We start from the raw sequence: 424 nt of genomic DNA, 5'->3' as shown, positions 1-424 counted from the left end.
TGAGTCTGGTGATCCCGCTGGGGCTGCCGCAGCAGGTACAGGCATGGGCCTGGGTCGAGTTGCCGTTCACACCGCTGCGCCAGCGATTCGAGTCGATCTCGCCAGCCGGTGGCCGGTTGGATTTGCGCCAGGGCGACGAGCACGGCGACCTGGCGCTGCTCTCAAGCGGAGGCGCCTCGGCCGAAACCGAACCGACCGGCAAACCGGTGCCCGGCAGTGCATTCAGTGTGGGAGTCGGCTTGCCCGGTGCCTTCATCGTGCTGCCGCACACATGGCTGCTGAGCGGTTTGCTGACCTTGCTGGGTTTGGGTGGAGGGTTCTTCCTGCTGCGCCTGCGCCAGCGTTTGCATGACGTTTCGGCTTCCGAGCCCGAGGAAATTGATTTGCCCGCAAGAATCGAAAGAGCCCCCGCCCCGCCTGCCCT

The 424-nt window shown here is 65.6% G+C and carries 1 pseudogene; it reads left to right on the top strand.

The features are described from left to right. Positions 1-424, top strand: a pseudogene (locus tag B0E46_RS14575) (phosphomannomutase/phosphoglucomutase); the annotation flags it as partial.

Origin of the sequence: Rhodanobacter sp. B04 (genome assembly GCF_002001125.1) — a bacterium.
GTDB lineage: Bacteria > Pseudomonadota > Gammaproteobacteria > Xanthomonadales > Rhodanobacteraceae > Rhodanobacter.
This window is presented reverse-complemented; position numbering and strand designations above follow the sequence as displayed.